Source organism: Pseudoalteromonas sp. J2K-J031 (genome assembly GCF_058197095.2).
In genome coordinates, this window is record NZ_CM200279.1 from 3,361,015 (window position 1) to 3,378,721 (window position 17,707).

At 39.2% G+C, this 17,707-nt stretch carries 12 protein-coding genes and 1 tRNA gene; 8 read left to right on the forward strand and 5 right to left on the reverse strand.

Annotated features, from left to right (window positions below; translation table 11 throughout):
* Positions 1–27 precede the first annotated feature (27 nt).
* Positions 28–2,484: an EAL domain-containing protein gene (locus tag AC3KZC_RS15335; protein ID WP_490577785.1), complete on the reverse strand. Its 2,457-nt coding sequence runs from the start codon at positions 2,482–2,484 to the stop codon at positions 28–30.
* Between the two features lie 373 nt (positions 2,485–2,857).
* Between AC3KZC_RS15335 and AC3KZC_RS15340 the strand changes: the two genes are divergently transcribed.
* Together AC3KZC_RS15340 and AC3KZC_RS15345 are read left to right on the forward strand one after the other, a co-directional pair.
* Positions 2,858–7,315: a response regulator gene (locus AC3KZC_RS15340; protein ID WP_490577786.1), complete on the forward strand. Its 4,458-nt coding sequence runs from the start codon at positions 2,858–2,860 to the stop codon at positions 7,313–7,315.
* The gene (locus AC3KZC_RS15345; protein ID WP_490577787.1) at positions 7,312–8,283 is read left to right on the forward strand and encodes a diguanylate cyclase; all 972 of its coding nucleotides are present in this window, start codon (positions 7,312–7,314) and stop codon (positions 8,281–8,283) included. Before AC3KZC_RS15340 ends, AC3KZC_RS15345 begins: the two co-directional genes overlap by 4 nt.
* A 288-nt stretch (positions 8,284–8,571) precedes the next feature.
* Here the strand turns inward: AC3KZC_RS15345 and groL are convergent, their stop codons facing one another.
* From groL to AC3KZC_RS15360, 3 genes are all read right to left on the reverse strand, one after another.
* Entirely contained in the window at positions 8,572–10,215 is a 1,644-nt protein-coding gene (gene groL, locus AC3KZC_RS15350; protein ID WP_490577788.1) for a chaperonin GroEL, read from the reverse strand.
* Between the two features lie 76 nt (positions 10,216–10,291).
* A complete protein-coding gene (locus AC3KZC_RS15355) occupies positions 10,292–10,579 on the reverse strand; it encodes a co-chaperone GroES (protein ID WP_490577789.1) in 288 nt (95 codons plus the stop codon).
* Between the two features lie 108 nt (positions 10,580–10,687).
* Positions 10,688–11,191 (reverse strand): FxsA family protein, encoded by a 504-nt coding sequence (locus tag AC3KZC_RS15360; protein ID WP_490577790.1) that lies wholly within the window; start codon positions 11,189–11,191, stop codon positions 10,688–10,690.
* Between the two features lie 162 nt (positions 11,192–11,353).
* Between AC3KZC_RS15360 and cutA the strand changes: the two genes are divergently transcribed.
* From cutA to AC3KZC_RS15390, 6 genes are all read left to right on the forward strand, one after another.
* Complete coding sequence (cutA, locus tag AC3KZC_RS15365; protein ID WP_490577791.1) at positions 11,354–11,671, forward strand: divalent-cation tolerance protein CutA; 318 nt, start codon at positions 11,354–11,356, stop codon at positions 11,669–11,671.
* Positions 11,671–13,482, forward strand: a complete 1,812-nt coding sequence (locus AC3KZC_RS15370; protein WP_490577792.1) for a protein-disulfide reductase DsbD — start codon at positions 11,671–11,673, stop codon at positions 13,480–13,482. The genes cutA and AC3KZC_RS15370 overlap by 1 nt, the downstream gene beginning before the upstream one ends.
* A gap of 197 nt (positions 13,483–13,679) precedes the next feature.
* Positions 13,680–14,135: a type II 3-dehydroquinate dehydratase gene (gene aroQ / locus AC3KZC_RS15375; RefSeq protein WP_490577793.1), complete on the forward strand. Its 456-nt coding sequence runs from the start codon at positions 13,680–13,682 to the stop codon at positions 14,133–14,135.
* Between the two features lie 26 nt (positions 14,136–14,161).
* The gene (gene accB, locus AC3KZC_RS15380; RefSeq protein ID WP_490577794.1) at positions 14,162–14,629 is read left to right on the forward strand and encodes an acetyl-CoA carboxylase biotin carboxyl carrier protein; all 468 of its coding nucleotides are present in this window, start codon (positions 14,162–14,164) and stop codon (positions 14,627–14,629) included.
* A gap of 25 nt (positions 14,630–14,654) precedes the next feature.
* A complete protein-coding gene (gene accC / locus AC3KZC_RS15385; protein WP_490577795.1) occupies positions 14,655–15,998 on the forward strand; it encodes an acetyl-CoA carboxylase biotin carboxylase subunit in 1,344 nt (447 codons plus the stop codon).
* Between the two features lie 322 nt (positions 15,999–16,320).
* Positions 16,321–16,397: transfer RNA gene (locus AC3KZC_RS15390), tRNA-Ile, on the forward strand.
* 247 nt (positions 16,398–16,644) lie between these two features.
* On the opposite strand, the gene AC3KZC_RS15395 is transcribed toward AC3KZC_RS15390, so the two are convergent.
* A complete protein-coding gene (locus AC3KZC_RS15395) occupies positions 16,645–17,484 on the reverse strand; it encodes a 23S rRNA (adenine(2030)-N(6))-methyltransferase RlmJ (protein WP_490577796.1) in 840 nt (279 codons plus the stop codon).
* Positions 17,485–17,707 lie beyond the last annotated feature (223 nt).

The window sequence follows — 17,707 nt, forward strand, 5'->3', positions numbered from 1 at the left end:
TTAGATAAGCACTCTCTTTAAAGCTAGTTATTTAGGTATTGTTAACAAAGCCATAAATGCATCATCAGCCACAGGTTTACTAAATACATAACCTTGCCCTACCTCACAACCAAGCTCTGCAAGCGCGGTGAGCTGAGCCTCAGTTTCCACACCTTCAGCCACTAACACTAAATTCATCGATTGTCCCAATGTAATAATCGTTTTTACAATTTCGTGATCGTGTTGATTAACCAACATATCCTTTACAAATGACATATCAATTTTCATTACATCAACGGTAAATTTCTTTAAATAAGCCAAGCTAGAATAACCGGTACCAAAATCATCAATCGACACTCGAACACCTAATGCTTTGAGCTTTTCAAGTACAATTTGAGTTGTCACCACATCACCCATCAAGGCAGTTTCTGTGATTTCAAGCTCTAGGTAACAGGCTGGTAATTTACTTGCCAGTAACGCACTTTTTATATGGTGCTCTAAGTCTGGATCTGAAAACTGCTGCGCAGCAACATTGACTGACACCTGAATATGAACCCCCAAAGAGTGCCATTTACTGGCTTCTTCACATGCTTTAAACAGCACTTGGCGACCTAAAGGAATAATCAAGCCCGACTCTTCTGCTAATGGAATAAATTCCGCAGGCGAAATCAACTCACCATTAGTACCAAGTAAACGCACTAAAGCCTCTGCGCCAACGATTTCTTTGGTTAATAAATTAAATTTTGGCTGGTAGAGAACAACACACGAGTTCTGTTTAATCGCCTCTCGCAACTGTATCTCAAGTGCATGGCGCTGCAACAAACGCTGCTCTAATTCATCTGAAAAGAAACAAAATCGGTTTCGTCCCTCCTGCTTAGCCCGATACATAGCAACGTCAGCATGACGGATCAGTTGCTCTTCATCGGTCGCATCATCTGGAAAAATGCTCACACCTAAACTTGCGCTCACGCTGTAATGCTCTCTCGCCAATTGAAAAGGCTCATGCATTGATGCAACCAGATTGAGCGCTTGATTGGCAACATAATCTAATGATTGAATATCATCCATGACCACAACAAACTCATCCCCTCCTAAACGAGCAATCGTAAGTACATCGGGTAAAATACGTTTAATTCTTTTTGCCATCAAACAAATCAACTCATCGCCTTGCTGATGCCCCAATGTATCATTCAGATATTTAAAATGGTCGATATCAATTAATATTACAGCTACTTTATGATGCTCCGAACGGGCACTCGACAAGGCAACACTCAAACGGTCTTGCAGTAAAATACGATTAGGTAAATCAGTTAATTGATCGTGATTCGCAAGATGGCTCATTTTAAGTGCCATTGCCATCGCCTCACTCACATCATGAAAAACCATAATGGCGCCAATGATTTCGCCACTTTCATCCCTAATCGGTGCGGCAGAATCTTCAACTGAAAAAACCTGCCCATTAAGCGACACTAGCTCACAATTAAGAGCCATAGCGACAACACGTTGTTCTTGAAGCGCAAGATAGAGCGGATTTCTCATCTCAGATTTGTTCATCGCATCACGAAGTCGCATTACCGTTTCTATTTTTTGGTTTTGCGCATCACGAAATCGCCAGCCAGTCATTCGCTCTGCGATGGGATTCATAAATGTAATTTGACCTTCGGTATCACATGCAATGACCGCATCACCTATCGAATTGAGCGTAACCCGTAACCGCTCTTTTTCTGAATGAAGTGCTTTTTTAGCTAATTTAGCTTCGGAAATATCAATGCATGTAACCAAATACCCGATGCAATGCCCATTTTGCATCATAGTCGATAAAAAAACGTTTAAAAAACGAGGTTCGTCTTGTTCATATAATTCAATAATATATTGCCCATCAATACACTCATCACCTTCGGCACGCACCAATATTGAGTCCACCAGCTCATCAGGAAAATAGGTAGTAATGTGTAAATTTTTCCCCACCACCCCTTGGTGTTTAAACCACTGGTCAGTTTGATCATTAGAAAAAACCTGATGCCAATGCGTATCCCAATAAGTGATTAATACTGGAACTTGCTTCACCAAATGATTTAATTCTTCCTGTGTTTGCTTGATAAGCTTAGCTTGCGTACACAGCTGCAATTGATTTTGTACTCTTAATCTACAAATGGCGGAATTAAACGGTTTAGTAATAAAATCAATGGCGCCCGTTTCAAATGCTTGTAGCTCAATATCAGCACCGTCATGGCTGGTAACAAAAATAACCGGAATGTCTCTGGTTTTAGCATTGTCTTTAAGTTGACGACACACTTGCCAACCATCAAGTTGAGGCATTTCAATATCTAATAAAATTAAACTCGGTTGCAGTTGCTCACTTAAAGCCAAACCATCGTGGCCATTTGTAGCAAAATAAATAGTCGCAATATCCGATAATACTTCTTGAAGAAATAAAATATTTTGAGCCGAATCATCAATAATCAAAACACTATTGGGTTGTTTTGCTAAATTTGAAAATAACAATTGCTCTTTCCTCATCGATATTGAATTTGTTAATTATCTGTTTAATATAAAAGTATTTTAGAAAAATAATATTAGTTGATAATTAAAATAAAAGTAGTTTAGGTCCAAAAGTAACTATGCTTTAACACAACCCAGCTAAATAACCTGAGCTTTGGTTAAGAGATTTACTAACGTATTGATATTGAATTGGTAAATGTTTTTTCAAGTCTGTAGTCGGAAACTTTTAAAGGATAACAAGGCGAATTTACGCGTCAATAGCTGGCCTATTGTAAGTAAATTCAACGCGGTTAGCGTTGAAAGTGGCCGCAGGAGATAAATTTATTATCCAGAGCTCAGGTTAAATATTATTTGCTTGCTTCAAAAGGGATTAACAATGCTCGGAATGCGCATTCAATTTTTTACCACCACTGCGAAATGGTTTTTTCTTTTTTTTATCATTGTTTTCATTTCGGGCATTTACAGTGCGTTTCATTTAGCAAGCGTGGTTGAAAAAAACAACAATTCTGACTTACAACACAGAATTAACCTTGAACTCAATCAAATTAGTCTCAATGTGCAAGAAGCTCTCCTTCGTTATGAATATAGTTTACAAGGCCTTAGGGCCAGTATTCATGCTATGGGTATTAATAATTTCAATTATCAAACCCATTTAACCTATTTTAAAAGCCGAGATTACACAAAGGAGTTTCCTGGAGCTCGGGGCTTTGGCGTTATAAAAAAAGTATCGCAAGCAGAATTAGCGACCTTTTTAACTTCAGCCCGCGCCGAACGAAACGGTGAATTTGAATTAAAGCAACTTGATAACCCTCAAGATCCATTGTTTATCATTCAATACATAGAACCCGAAGCGAATAATTTACAAGCGGTAGGACTAGACATTGGCTCTGAGAGTAACCGACGCTTAGCGGCAATTAACTCAGCGGCATCTGGCGTACCGCAACTGACTGGGCCAATTACATTAGTGCAAGCTAATCAACATAAGCTGCATGGGTTTTTATTACTCTTACCATTTTTTAAAGACGATCTAACACAAAAAGTCGTGGCAGGCTGGGTTTATAGCCCCTTACTCATCAATGAAATTATTGATGTGGTAGCCAATAACAATAAAAAATTTACTATTGATATTTCCGATATTTACATCAACGAAGCCACGCTATTTTATCAAAATGATGCATCCACACAGGTAAATGATAGGTTTACAGTCCGAAAAATAATTAACCTATATGGCCGTCAATGGGAAGTCGCCATTTCACCAAGCGATGCATTTATTGCATCTTTGAATTATCGCAATCCCAAGCAAATAAAAATTCAAGTATTGGTTTTTACAACCGCGATATTATTATTTGGTTTTTTCTTTGCGCTGCTGATAACAAGGCGAGTTGAAACAATTAAACATAAACTGAGCTACGAAGCTGTGGTAAAAAATGCATCAGAAGGCATTATTGGAGTCGATCCGCTGTTTACAATTTTGCATTGGAATGAAGCTGCCGATCAGTTATTTCACTTTTCTGACGTCAATGCCAAAAACAAACCCCTTATAAACTGGCTCAGTACTTTTATCTCAAGTGATAAATTAATTACCTATTATAAACAAATTGCCCGAGGGGAGGCGGTTAAAAGCATTCCATTTACATACACTGGCGAAAATACAGATTCGGACACTTTTTTATTATTAAATTTTATGCCGTTAATGCGCGGCATTGAATTTATAGGCGCGACGATTAGTATTTCTGATGTCACCGCCATACGACGTTTACACAACACGCTAGAGCAACATAATCAGCAGCTAGAAAATAAAGTGGCTCAACAAACCCAATTACTAGAACGAAAATCTAACTTCCAAAAAAGTGTGTTAAATAGCACGCAAAGTGCCATCATAGCAACTAACCAATACGGTGATATAACACTGCTTAACCAAAGCGCCATTCATTTATTTGGTTTTTCTGAAGAGGCACTATTATCAAACAAGAGTTTGCTTTCTTTGATTAAGCAAGATGAAACCCCGCCACTCGAATCCTTTTTAAGCTGGATAAAACTTAAGTTAAGCCAACAAAATCGATCTGTTGCAGGATCATTTTATACCCAAACAGGGGCCATCGTTCCGGTTAACATGACAATCTCTCATATCTTAAATGAACGCTCTGAACCTGAAGGCTTTTTAATTATTGCCGAAGACTTAGCTGAAAAGCGCTCTCTTGAGCGGCATATTTCATTAGTAAATGCGGCACTGGATACCTCACAAGATATTCTTTTATGGTTTGATGAAACTGGCAAAATATTACTCTCAAACCCTTATGCTTGCTTAGCCCTTGGCTATAATAATGAGCAATTTAATTCATTAGCTGTGCAAAATTTATTACAGTTTGAACCAAAAGAAACATGGAAAAACATCAAAGAAAGAATTATTAGAAATAACCGAATAACATGTGAACGAAACTTTATTACAGCAGCAGGTGAGTTAATCCCAACGCTGATTTCAGCCAGCGTACTGACTGTCGATAAAAAAACTGTAATTTATTTTGCTGCTAAAAATATTACTGAAAGACTCCAAGAAGAAGATGAACTTAGATTTGCGCTTGATCATGCCGACAAAGCCAGCAAAATAAAAACTGATTTTATCGCCAATATAAGCCATGAATTGCGCACCCCATTACACGCAATTAATGGCATGCTACAAATTCTGGAACTCACTAAATTAACTGAACAGCAAGCAAATACATTAACGTCGGCAAAAAATTCCGTCATAGCCCTCAATGAAACCATTAACGATATTATGGACCTCACGTCGATTGAACGTGGTGATTTACTACTTGATAATAAAGACTTTAATTTTGAAGAGTTATTAAAAGAGATTGGCGCACAACTTAATATTTTGTGCGGTGAAAAAGCACTTGAAGTGCATTTTTCTTTAACCAAGGAAGTCCCTCTCACTTTGCATGGTGATGCAAAAAAAATAAAACAAATCATCATAAATCTTGCAGGCAATGCGATTAAATTTACACACTCAGGCGAGGTCGTTATCGCCTTTTCTACTTCACAAAAGAGCATAGATGAGATTTGGCTTAACATTGCCATCTCTGACACAGGTATTGGTATCAATCCAAATAAACTAACTAAAATCTTTGAGTTATTTAATCAAGTCGATAACTCCAATACCCGACAATATGGTGGATTAGGCATTGGCTTAACAATTGCTAATCAGCTTGTACAACTCATGGAAGGCTCAATCAATGTAATTAGTCAATTGCACGAAGGATCCACATTTAGCTGCACTTTGCGTCTGCAAAAAGCACAATCCGCCACCCCTTCTGTACTTCATAACCCATACCAACTGAATATTTTGATAGTTGATGACAACCCAACCTCGCTCGAAATTTTAGCAAATACAGTTGCATTACTAGGCTGTGATGCCACGCTCGCCAACAGCCCAGAGCATGGTTTAGCATTATTTAAGCAAGCAATAGAGAGAAAAACTGCATTCGATCTTGTATTACTTGATTGGAAAATGCCGGAAATGGATGGTTGGCAACTGGCTGAGCAAATCAGGCAATATACCGATGATGATAATCTACCTTTGCTCATAATGGTGTCAGCGCATGGTAAACAAGTTTTAGCTTATAAAAACAATGAAACAAAACAAATTTTAAATGGCTTTTTATCAAAACCAGTCACGCGTGTTACGTTACTTGATGCTATTTCAGATGCCATGTCAGCTTCACAGCATAAAAGCCCAATGATGAAGACCCAGCCCCCTCATCACCAGCCACTATTAAATAAACGTATTTTAGTTGTTGAAGACAACCCTACAAATCAACTCATTGCAAAAATGCTGCTTGATAACCAAGGCGCAAATACCATCATCGCCAATGGTGGGTATCAAGCATTAAACGAATTAGAAAACTGCTTATTACCTTTTGATGTGATTTTAATGGATATTCAAATGCCAGATATGGATGGATACGAGACGACGCGCCGTATTCGTGCGAATGAAAAATATGTTGATTTACCCATTTTAGCGATCACCGCTAATGTAATGGATGATGATAAACGTAAATGCTTAGCTGCAGGTATGAATGGGCATATCGGGAAACCTTTTCAGCTTGAAGTAGTAGTACAACGAATTATTGCGGCCACTTTATCTCAAAGTGAAATAAGTCCCCCCTCAATCAATCAATCAATTGATTATCAAATCGATCCTGCTGTTTTAAGATTGTGTGTACAACATAAGATTGATATCAAACAGAGCCTGTCACGCTTTAATTTTTTAGTCCCGCTGTATGTCAAAACACTCAGATTATTCTTGGACGACTTACAGCAATATCAACTTGTACTTAATGACCTTACTCACCCGCTTGAACATAAAGCCATCAAACTTATTTTTCATACATTAAAAAGTACTGCCGGAACACTTGGTTTTACACCGCTAAGTACATTAGCAAAAAAATTAGAGCATCAATTACAGGGTAACAATCAAGATGATCAGCGCTTAATTGCAGAGCAACTACCTCTGTTTAATCAAACGAACACTGCGGCAATGACGGCTATTTCACACCTTTTAACACTTCTTGGATCTACACCCGATAAAACGACTATAGTCAATAGGGGTAATCAAGAAGTAATTGATATGGATGAATTTGAGCTATTATTTGATGAGGTCAGCACCTTTAATATGAAAGCAATCAACCGCTTTCAACAGATCTCGACATCATTACGACCCGTATCAACTGAGTTATGTGATGAGCTAACTACGCATCTAAATAAATTAAACTTCAAAGAAGCAAAAAAAATATTAATGGAATTAAGGTATTTAATTGAAGGACGACAGACATGAGCATCTTATTGCTGAATGAAAATGCAGATATCGACCTGAGCCTATCAAAAGTTTTAGTCGTCGATGATCAGCCAATTCATATCCAGCATGTATATGATATTTTATCAGACCTTTATACTGTGCTTGCTGCAACAAGCGGAGAAGAAGCCCTTGAAGTCTGCGCCAAAAATAGGCCTGATTTAATTCTTTTAGATGTCGAAATGCCCAATATGAGTGGGATTGAAACATGTCAAAAACTCAAAGCAAACAGTTTAACTGCTGAAATTCCAGTTATTTTTGTGACAACCTTTAAAAAACAAGAAGATGAAAATGCATGCTGGCAATGCGGGGGGATCGACTTAATTGCAAAACCTATCAACCCTATGACAGTTAAAAATCGTGTTAAAGCGCATCTCACAATAAAGTTACAACGTGATATGTTATTACAGCTCGTATACGTTGATGGGTTGACCGGTATTTACAATCGAAGGTACTTTGACAATCATTTAACCAAAATAGAGTGCTATGCGGCTCGTGAACACAGCAGCAATGCTTTGATACTGATTGATATCGATCACTTTAAACTACTCAATGATCATTATGGCCATGTACACGGCGACCATATTTTAAAAGAAGTTGCCACAACCATCAAAAGTAACTTAAAACGCCCGATTGACTTTGTTGCTCGATATGGCGGAGAAGAATTTGTGGTGCTACTTCCTAATACGGACTTACAAGGGGCACTCAGTGTCGCACAGCTGATAAAGCAAGCTGTATTTTCACTCGCGATTGAACACGCAAAATCAGAACATGAATTTCTCAGCATTAGCCTTGGAATTTCAACAACTCAAGCTTGCCAACAACAGCAACGTTCTTTAGTTGAAGACGCTGATTACCACCTCTATCAAGCAAAAAAACAAGGGCGAAATACCGTATCTTACCCAGCACAATATGATACTGAAGCAAAAGAAAACTCCCCCTTAATTTAACTTCAATACTGAACAATAAATCTATCTTAAGCAGCTATTTTCAACACTAACAGAGATATTTTCCTCATACTTTTTTTGATATATACAGTATATAAAAACCCACACCACCAGAGTTCAGATTTTAATCGCTCAAATAAAGGCGGTAATACGTTGAGCCTACTTATTAACACCAAATAATCCTAAAAATAGTGGGGTAGTATTGAAAATTATAGAAAATAAAGCCAACAAAAAGCCCGTAAACTATAAGTTTACGGGCTTTTTGGTAATACTAGTATTTAGGCAATACTATCACATCATGCCGCCCATACCGCCCATTCCACCCATGCCGCCCATATCTGGGGCTGAGCTGTCTTTTGGTACTTCGGCAATCATAGCTTCTGTTGTGATCATTAAACCTGCAATTGAAGCTGCAAATTGTAATGCTGAACGGGTTACTTTAGTTGGATCTAAGATACCCATTTCAATCATGTCGTTGTATTCACCCGTTGCTGCATTGTAACCAAAGTTGCCAGTGCCACCTTTAACAGCGTTAACAACAACAGATGCTTCATCGCCCGCATTCGTTACGATTTGACGAAGTGGTGCTTCCATTGCGCGAAGTGCAACTTTAATACCGTGGTTTTGATCTTCGTTATCACCACGTAAATCAGCAAGCTTGCTTGCTGCACGAACAAGTGCAACACCACCGCCAGGTACAACACCTTCTAAAACAGCCGCGCGAGTGGCATGTAATGCATCTTCTACACGGTCTTTTTTCTCTTTCATTTCAATTTCAGTTGCAGCACCTACTTTGATTACCGCTACGCCGCCTGACAATTTAGCCATACGCTCTTGTAGCTTTTCTTTGTCGTAATCAGAGGTTGCTTCTTCGATTTGTGCTTTGATTTGAGATACACGACCAAGAATGCCTTCTTCTTCGCCAGCACCATCAATAATAGTGGTATCATCTTTAGTGATCACAACACGTTTCGCCGTACCTAAATCTTCCAAAGTTGCTTTTTCAAGCTCTAAACCGATTTCTTCAGAAATCACGGTACCGCCAGTTAGCACTGCAATGTCTTGTAGCATTGCTTTACGACGATCGCCAAAACCAGGTGCTTTAACAGCTGATACTTTAACGATACCGCGCATGTTGTTTACAACTAAAGTTGCTAGTGCTTCACCTTCTAGGTCTTCTGCGATAATAAGCAATGGCTTGCCTGATTTCGCTACAGCTTCTAGTGTTGGTAATAACTCACGAATATTAGAGATTTTTTTGTCTACTAATAAAATGAATGGGTTATCTAATTCAACAGCGCCTTTTTCTGCATTATTGATGAAGTATGGTGATAAATAACCACGGTCAAATTGCATACCTTCAACAACATCTAGTTCAGTTTCAAGTGCTTGACCGTCTTCAACAGTGATAACACCAGATTCGCGGCCTACTTTTTCCATTGCAGTTGCAATGATTTCACCGATTTCTGTGTCAGAGTTGGCTGAAATTGTACCTACTTGTGCAATCGCTTTTGCATCCGCACATGGAACTGACAGAGCTTTTAATTCAGCAACGGCTGCAATAACCGCTTTATCAATACCGCGCTTAAGATCCATTGGGTTCATGCCTGCAGCAACCGCTTTTAAACCTTCATTTACGATTGACTGCGCAAGCACTGTCGCTGTAGTAGTACCATCACCCGCTGCGTCATTAGCTTTAGACGCAACTTCTTTCACCATTTGTGCGCCCATGTTTTCGAATTTATCTGTTAATTCGATTTCTTTCGCAACTGTTACACCATCTTTGGTGATGATTGGTGAACCAAATGATTTGTCGATTACAACGTTGCGACCTTTAGGGCCTAATGTTACTTTTACTGCGTCTGCTAAAATATTTACGCCAACTAACATTTTACCGCGTGCTTCGCCTGCAAATAGCACTTCTTTTGCTGCCATGTTCAAAATCCTCTAAATTCGTTTATTTCGTAAAAACATTAATTATTAATGAAGGGCTTGTCTTAGGTTGATTTGATTAACCTATGATCCCTAGGATGTTGTCTTCACGCATGATCAAGTATTCTTGACCTTCAATTTTCTCAACTTTCTCAATATAAGAACCAAATAATACGGTATCGCCTGCTTTAACTTCTAACGCGCGAAGTTCGCCGTTATCTAACACTCGGCCGTTACCTACTGCTAACACAGTACCACGTGTTGATTTTTCTGCTGCAGAACCGGTAAGTACGATACCGCCAGCTGATCTTGTTTCTTCTTCAAGACGTTTAACAATCACACGGTCGTGTAGAGGACGAATATTCATTGGGTTGTGCTCCTAACTATCTCTGTTGTTTCAGAAAAATTGACTAAGTTTAGTATGCTTACATAAATGGGGATGCGATGTTCAAATCCCAAGCATATTTTTAAAAAATTATTCTTTACGTTGAAACTCACCTTCAATAGTTGAGTTTGTTTTGCTAATACGCTCACTGCGAATTTCAGTAAACTCTTCACTCTCATAGACATTACTTTGTTGTGAGTGCTGCTGATAATAAAACCCTGAATGTTGAGGACCCATTTTCACTTTGGCATTTTTTGCTAATTGCCCAGCCAATTTAACGCGTACAGCGGGCACAAGTAGCAATAAACCAAAAATATCCGTCATAATTCCAGGTGTCAGCAATAAAACACCAGCAATAATAATGCACACACCGGCTAATAATTCATGCGCAGGCATTTGCCCTTGCGCCATTTGCAGCTGTGCATTTTGCAAGGCACTAACACCTTGCTGCTTCACTAATTTTGCACCTATAAAGGCGGTTAAAATAACAAGCGCAATCGTACTCCACCCTCCGATTACATCACTGACTTGGATTAACAACGCGATTTCAATAATCGGAACAATAATAAATAACACAAATAATGCTTTAAACATGGAGACTCTCTTTGCTCGTGAATGAAATTAAAGTGGGGGTACGTCGGTCTATTTTCAAGACTTTAAGCAGCCAAATACTGATCTTCGGCAAAAAATACGTTATAAGGAAACGAACTTTAAACTCATTTAAATCGTATTGTGTCGTTTTACGTAGGAGATAACGTGACAGATTATTGCTTAGTCTTTTGTACCTGTGAAAATGAAACGGCTGCAAGAGAGCTCGCCCAATTACTTTTACAACAGCAACTTGCGGCATGCGTCAATATTTTACCAACGATTGAATCTCATTATGTATGGCAAGGAAAGCTTGAAACAAGCACTGAAAGTAAATTAATCATCAAAACCGAACAACGTAAAATTGATGCATTAATTCCTTTCATAAAACAACATCATAGTTATGAGGTTCCCGAAATTCAGGTTGTACCTGTTATTTCGGGTAATCAAGACTATTTTAACTGGATTAATAAGGTACTCAGTTAATGCATCGCATCTTACTTTTACTTAGCTTTTTTTGTTTTTCATTCGCACATGCCAATAATGTGCTCGATGACCTGATTAAAAATGATCAACCCACTTTTTTACCTGTAGACCAAGCCTTTAAACTCGATTTTGATCAACAAGGCCAGCAACTTTTTATCTCTTTTGATATTGCTAAGGGATATTACCTTTATAAAAAACGCTTTCAGTTTGTTGCCAAAAATGCCCAAGCAAACGACCCAACATTGCCAGAAGGGGTAATGGTTGACGATGAAACCTACGGCCATTCTGAAGTTTATTATGATGAAATGACCACCATCGTTAAATTTGATCAAATAGACGCTAACGCCGAGTATAAAATTCGCTTTCAAGGCTGCGCTGAAGCAGGTCTTTGCTATCCATTTGAAACCATCAGCATTCCTTTAGTAAGCTACCAAACCACTAAAGCAACCCACCCCCCCAGTACTACACCTGCAAAAATGGACACCGCAGACACAGCTAATGCAAAAACCGATGATAAAGAGCAAACACTCACTGAACGCTTAGCAGGCCAAGGGCTGGCGACAAACCTTGTTATCTTCTTTTTGCTTGGTTTAACACTAGCACTGACACCGTGTGTTTTTCCTATGTTCCCTATTTTATCAAGTTTGATTGCTGGCCAATCTGGCGTACTTTCAACCAAAAAAGCCTTTATGCTTTCTTTTGTTTACGTGCAAGGTATGGCAATTACTTACGCAGCGCTTGGCTTGGTTGTTGCGACATTAGGCGGACAAGTACAAAACTATTTACAACACCCAACCATACTGATCACTTTTAGTTTATTGTTTGTTGTTCTTGCGATGTCGATGTTTGGTTTATTTGATATTAAATTGCCCGAATCGTGGATGACACGATTAACCCAAGTGAGTAATAAACAAAAAAATGGCCAATACGTTGGTGTGTTTTTAATGGGAATTTTATCAGGCTTAATTGCCTCTCCTTGCACCACCGCGCCACTTACAGCTGCACTGCTTTATGTTGCACAAAGTGGTGATTATTTTGTCGGGGGTATTACCCTGTATGTGCTGAGTTTAGGCATGGGCGTGCCTTTATTACTGCTAGGCACGTCGGGTGGTAAATTATTACCCAAAGCAGGCGCTTGGATGAATCAAGTTAAAACCTTGTTTGGTTTTATCATGCTGGTTGTGCCGCTAATTTTGCTAGAGCGTATTATTGATGATGCCGAAGTAATTATTACCTTAGCGGCGATATTGGCCATGGCTACTGCGACTTATTTATATTACTGGCATACCCAAACTCAGGGTCCTAAAGTAAAAACCGCTTTATGGCTTAGCGCATTTATCTTGCTATTTATGAGCTTAAACGCCCTCAAACAGCAACTTTTTCCCACTCAGGTAAATGTAAGTACCTCGACTGAGATTACAAAAACAGTGACCAAAGATGAGTTTATTAAAATAAAAAACTTAGCTGAGCTCGAAAGCAAAATTGAGCAAGCTCGTGCGCAAAACAAATTAGTCATGCTCGACCTTTATGCTGAATGGTGTATTGCATGTAAAGAGTTTGAGCACAAAACATTTCCTGCACCGAGCGTGCAAACTGAGTTTAAAAACTATTTACTACTCCAGGCTGATTTAACCGAGCTAGACGAAACAACCAGTGAGTTTATGGACAAACTCAAGATCTTCGGACTTCCGAGCATTTTGTTTTTTAATCAAGATGGTGAAGAAATTAGCGCCCAACGGGTGACTGGATTTCAAAATGCCGAGGAATTCAGCGCACATCTAAAACAACTCAGCCAAAAAGAGTTAAATTAACCAAAATAAAGCGGCTAGATGGCCGCTTTTTCATCCCCGCTGATTAGACCAGTATTTTGCTGCTATTTCCTTCGAACTCTCTATAATAGTACGCTAAAGTGAAAAAAAGTTGCTATTTGATGTTCAAGCACTTAAGTTTAAGCATCAAATTAATTCGTTCTTTAGGAACAAGCGACTTATCGGGATGTTCATGCACAATGACTGCAAAATTTAAACTTTTAGTCCTCAATGGTCCTAACTTGAATATGTTAGGGAAACGCGAACCTGAAACGTATGGCTCGCAAAGTTTAATGGATATTGTCACCGCACTGACCACACAAGCCGACACTTTAGGGATTGAGCTTGAACATTTGCAAAGTAACGCTGAGCATGAATTAATCAATAAAATTCACAGCGCGTGGCAAAAGGTTGATTTTATCATAATTAACCCAGCTGCATGGACTCACACCAGTGTTGCACTGCGTGATGCATTACTTAGCGTTCAAATCCCTTTTTATGAAGTGCACTTATCAAATGTGCACAAACGTGAGCCCTTTCGCCATCATTCGTATTTTTCGGATATTGCTGAAGGGGTTATCGCAGGTTTCGGAGCAATGGGTTACCACATGGCATTAAGTGCCGCGGCTAACCGATTGCAAAACACACATTACTAATTGCTAACCCAAAGGTGGGGTATTCGATGGATATTCGCAAAATAAAAAAACTAATCGAACTGGTAGAAGAATCAGGTATTGCAGAGCTAGAAATTACTGAAGGTGAAGAGTCGGTACGTATCAACCGCAGTAATTTCAGCAACGCTCAAATGTTTGCAGCACCACAACAATATTATGCACAGCAACCTGCTCCTGCAGCAGCACCTGTTGCAGCAGCTGCAGCGCCAGTAGCTGTTGAAGCAGCACCAGCAGCGGCATCTGGTCACCAAGTAAAATCGCCAATGGTCGGTACTTTCTATCGCTCGCCATCACCAGAATCAGCCTCATATGTTGAAGTAGGTTCAAAAGTGAACGTAGGTGATACGTTATGTATTATTGAAGCGATGAAAATGATGAATCAAATCGTTTCTGATAAAGCGGGTATTGTTAAAGCTATTTTAGTTGAAAACGAAGATCCAATTGAATTTGATCAACCCCTATTCATCGTTGAATAATCGAGCAAGTTAGAAGGCCAACTCTATGTTAGATAAAGTAGTTATCGCAAATCGAGGTGAAATAGCACTTCGTATTTTGCGTGCCTGTAAAGAGCTCGGAATAAAAACCGTAGCGGTTCACTCTACAGCAGATAGAGATTTAAAACATGTGCTTTTAGCCGATGAAACAATTTGTATCGGAAAGCCTGCCGCATCAGAAAGCTATTTAGATATTCCACGTATTATTGCCGCTGCAGAAGTTACTGATGCTGTTGCTATTCACCCTGGATACGGGTTTTTATCTGAAAATGCAGACTTTGCAGACCAAGTTGAAAAAAGTGGTTTTATTTTTATCGGCCCTCGTGGTGACACCATTCGCATTATGGGTGATAAAGTTGCTGCAATCGAAGCAATGCGTAAAGCCGGCGTACCTTGCGTACCGGGCTCTGATGGCCCATTAACTGCAGATAACGAGCGCAATAAGCAAATCGCTAAACGTATCGGTTTCCCAGTAATCATCAAAGCTGCTGGCGGCGGTGGTGGTCGTGGTATGCGTGTTGTACGCAGCGAAGCTGAATTAATCGCTGCAATCGCATTAACACAACAAGAAGCCAAACAGTTCTTTGGTAATGGCATGGTTTACATGGAAAAATTCCTTGAAAACCCTCGTCACATCGAAGTTCAGGTACTTGCTGATGGTCAAGGTAACGCCGTTCACCTAGGTGAGCGCGACTGCTCAATGCAACGTCGTCACCAAAAAGTAGTTGAAGAAGCCCCTGCACCAGGTATTACTGCTGAAATGCGTAAATTCATCGGTGAGCGTTGTACTCGTGCATGCCTTGAAATTGGCTACCGCGGTGCTGGTACATTTGAATTCTTGTATGAAAATGGTGAGTTTTACTTCATCGAAATGAATACTCGTATTCAAGTAGAGCACCCAGTAACTGAAATGGTTACCGGTATTGACTTGATCAAAGAGCAGCTGAAAATTGCAGCTGGCCAACCTCTTTCATTTAAGCAAGAAGATGTTGTTATTCGTGGTCATGCGATTGAATGTCGTATCAATGCAGAAGATCCGGTATCGTTTATTCCATCACCTGGGCGTATTACACGTTTTCACCCAGCCGGTGGTTTAGGGATCCGTTGGGATTCACACATTTATGCCGACTACACCGTACCACCGTATTATGATTCAATGATCGGTAAGTTAATCACTTACGGTGAAAATCGTGATATCGCCATTGCCCGCGCTAAAAATGCGCTGAATGAATTAGTGATTGATGGCATTAAAACCAACATCCCACTACACAAAATCATTATGGCTGATGAAAACTTCAAAAATGGTGGCACCAACATCCACTATTTAGAGAAAAAATTAGGCATTCAATAATTCATTTCTTAAGTTTCTATTTAAGCCAGCATTCGCTGGCTTTTTTATGCGATGAATACCACAACCTAAAACTCAACTACCTAAAACAACCCAGTGATACCAATAAAAGTTTACTCTTTTAAAATAGCGCTTTAGTAAAAACAAAATCAATTATGAGCCCGATTCATAGCACTAATGCTTAATCAACCCATCAAGCTGAACATAAACTAGTCATTTACGCTTCATATTGAAAGAATTAAGCTTTTTGCTAGTGACAACTGCTATAAAAATTTTTATACTGCAACCCGCTTAACAAGTTAACCCTGTTAACGCATCTTTAAGTGGCCCCTTAGCTCAGTTGGTTAGAGCACACGACTCATAATCGTTAGGTCCCCAGTTCAAGTCTGGGAGGGGCCACCATTTTATGAAATCAAAATCCTCATGTTACACCACCTCATCATATGTTTTAACTTAAAAATAGACCTCATAAAAAAGCTATTTATCACTTACAAATACGCTACAACTTAGCATAATTTTATTGGTGGGTATTCAATATTCGCCGTCACTAGTTAGGCAGTGTTATATTGCAAAATAAAATTTGAAGCAAAAAAATACCGCGCACATTAGGTGAGCGGCATTTAAAACAAATGTGGTGCTTGAGCGAGCGTTATTCTGCGACTAACTGCTCTATACGGTAAAAGCCATCAGGCTCACTGAGTAATGATACTAATTCAGGTAATACTTCAGTCATGGTTTTTTGCAGTGTCCAAGGTGGATTAATCACTATCATACCGGATGCTGTCATACCAAACTCATCGGTATCGGCCTCTGTTGCCAATTCAAATAAGCTAATGTTTTTAATACCTGAATCTTTAAAGCGCCGCTCCATTCGCTCAATTCGCTCACGACTCACTACCGGATACCAAACCATGTATGTCCCTGTAGGAAAACGTTTATACGCTTTAACTAGCGCATCAACAACCAGATCATAATCTGATTTAATCTCATAAGGGGGATCGATTAAAATACACGCTCTGCGCGACTGGGGTGGCACCAAACCAATCAAGCCTTTGAAACCATCTTCGAACTTTACTTTGACGTTACGGTGCGAACGAAAGTTATCATCTAAGTGTTTAATATCTTGAGGATGTAATTCAAAAAACCACGCTTTATCGTATGGCCTAATTTGCGATGTTGCCACTGATGGAGAACCTGGATAAAACGCAAGCTCACCCGTAAGGTTGTAATTTTTAATCAGCTCTACATATTGTCCAATTGCCTGATTACTGCCTTGATACTGCCAAAGTTTGGCGATACCTGTTTGGTATTCTTGTGTTTTTTGAGACTCATCAGAAGCAAGGGTGTACATACCAGCACCTGAGTGGGTATCAATATAATCAAACGGTTTATCTTTTAACGTTAAGTATTGTAATACTTCTCGTAAAACTAAATGTTTAATTACATCTGCAGGGTTTCCCGCATGAAAAGAATGGCGATAGCTCAGCACAATATTATCCAACTGAAAGTCAATTTTGCGCAGTGAAACACAAGCTAAAAACAATAGCAAATAATTGTCTAAAATCAGACTACAAAGCCTGCCGGGACTGTTCGGCGAGCAATTCAATCGCAAAATAGACATAATGCCCTCTTGGTTACAAAAAAAAGACTAATATTCCTGTATTTGGCTATGTTTAAGGTGGTAATAAGCAGGTAATTAGATTAAATTGCAA